Origin of the sequence: Pseudomonas sp. NPDC089996, assembly GCF_044748405.1 — a bacterium.
Lineage (GTDB): Bacteria > Pseudomonadota > Gammaproteobacteria > Pseudomonadales > Pseudomonadaceae > Aquipseudomonas.
This window is the reverse complement of sequence record NZ_JBIVGA010000041.1, coordinates 1-1,963: the sequence shown is the minus strand read 5'-3', so window position 1 is coordinate 1,963 and position 1,963 is coordinate 1. Positions and strand designations below refer to the sequence as shown.

3 protein-coding genes are annotated in these 1,963 nt (G+C 49.1%); all 3 read right to left on the bottom strand.

All coding sequences use genetic code 11. From position 1 onward, the window contains the following. Window positions 1–194, bottom strand: a 194-nt coding sequence (locus ACIPW4_RS27275) for a hypothetical protein (RefSeq protein ID WP_400663768.1), incomplete at its 3' end; no start/stop codon positions are given. A 297-nt stretch (window positions 195–491) separates the two neighbouring features. After that, window positions 492–827, bottom strand: a complete 336-nt coding sequence (locus ACIPW4_RS27270) for a hypothetical protein (RefSeq protein WP_400663766.1) — start codon at window positions 825–827, stop codon at window positions 492–494. Between the two features lie 17 nt (window positions 828–844). Beyond that, the coding region (locus tag ACIPW4_RS27265; protein ID WP_400663764.1) for an RHS repeat-associated core domain-containing protein at window positions 845–1,963 on the bottom strand (1,119 nt) is incomplete at its 5' end.

Here is a 1,963-nt window from a genome sequence, read left to right as displayed (position 1 = left end):
ACGGTGTCGCCGTTGCGGTTGATCACCGCGCTGAGCTGGCCGTGTTCGTCGTAGCGGTACTGGGTCAGCGTTTCGACGGCTTGGTTGTCGACGATGCGCTTGATGTCGGTCAGGCGGCCCAGCGGATTGTCGTAGTGCAGGTACACGCGGGTGCCGCCGGTGGCGCTGATATCGGTCAGCGGGCCGTCGGGCACACCATCAACAGGACTGTGACTTGTGCCTCAGTCCATAAATCTGATTTTTAAAGATCGATTGGCTTGCAGATTGGGAACGTCAATAAAATCTATCAAGCATAGCGTCGCAGTCAAAGTCACGCGTGGCAGACATCGAGGTGTAAGTCGTTGCAATCCAAACCGCTCTTTGACTTTTACCGAAGTTTATCTAGTCCACTGCCCACTCGCACATATATCTATGCGAGGCAAATTTGCCTCGCATAGTTTATTTTCAACCGTCCAAAGCACCGCCCCAACTTAAGAAACTAAAAGCAACAACTACAAATCGATAAACTCATCATTATCCTGATAATAATTTAAGGCCTTAATATAGTCATCATGCGATGCATCAGGTTTTTGCTCCATCAACAACGTTACAACATCTACAAGCTGCTGCCCAGAATAGAGATAGCTCAGCCCTGCATTTTTTACGGATTCTGGATAAATCTCCTTATCGCCCTTAACGCTTGGGTAATCGGCTACAAAGTACTGCACTTTTAAGTCTAGGTGATCTTGATCTTGACCATAAAGGCAAAAATCATCACCTTGCTCTGCAAAAACTTTAACATGCTCGATTACTTCTGAAAGAGCATAAAACTTATCCTTCAATAACATGACATTTCTCCAGTTGATCAACCACAGCAAATTTTTCCCGTTGCACCGTCAAGCTTGCCTTTTCGCCCTTGAGCGCCACCACCCCAAATATCTCTGCCACCCTTACCAGTCGGGTGGTATAAGCCATGATTCGACTTATGATCCATACGATCCACTAGAGATAGCCTATTAACATCCTCATGGTGGTGCCATGTCAAACCAGGGGGGCTGCCACTTTTGCCCCCTGTCTTAGCCCACTCCTCAAGTTTCGGATAGCGATTCAGCATATCCTTCCTAAAATCAGGCTCAAGCTCCATTCTATTCAAAAGATCGGCATTAGCTCTATTAAACTGAACCGCATCACTGGAGTATCTATACTGAGAATCCAATGTGTGATCATGGAAAATATTATATTTCCCATTATTCGGCCTATTCGCTAAACCAAGGGGATCAACCCAATTCAGTGGATTGATAGCGTATTTGTATAAATTAAAACCACCTTGCAACCCAATTGGGTCTTGAGTCACAAACCTACCGGCACCAGCGTCATAGTAGCGGAGCGTGTTGTAGTGCAATTCCGTTTCGCCATCGAAGTACTGACCTTGAAAGCGTAGATTTTGCTCAACCTCATTGACCACTAAGCTTTCAATCGTCCCCCACGAACGATAGCTCGCCCGCCAAACGATTGAGCCCTCACTATCTGTCATTTCCAGCGGCGTACCAATTTGATCCGTATGGAAGTAGTAAAGCTTCTGCTCCTCTCCTTCAACCTGATCAACCCGCGCCAACGGCGCATAGCTACCCGGCTCATACAGGTAAAGAATGCTCTGCCCCGGCGTCTCTTCACGTAGCATCCTCAGCCCTTGCCAGAGGAAGCGCTTGTGCTCAACTACCCCATTGATCTCCGCCTGCTTGGCCACTCGCCGCCCCAAGCTGTCGTAGCGGTACTGCCCGGTGCTTTCCAGCCTGCCATCAACATACGTTTCCGCCCGCACCAGCCGGTTCTCACAGTCATAGGCAAAGTGCTGCAGCTTGCTATGCCCCGATTGCTTCTCGATCAGATTGCCCCACGGGTCGTAGCGGTACTCCTGATCCCGCCAATGGGTGATCCGGTTGTCCTTGAACTTGGCAAACTGCCGCGCATTGAAGTCCAGGCG

Bases quoted from the DNA above. Each gene is read 5' to 3' on its own strand.
- ACIPW4_RS27270 (WP_400663766.1), bottom strand. From the start codon at position 827: ATGTTATTGAAGGATAAGTTTTATGCTCTTTCAGAAGTAATCGAGCAT.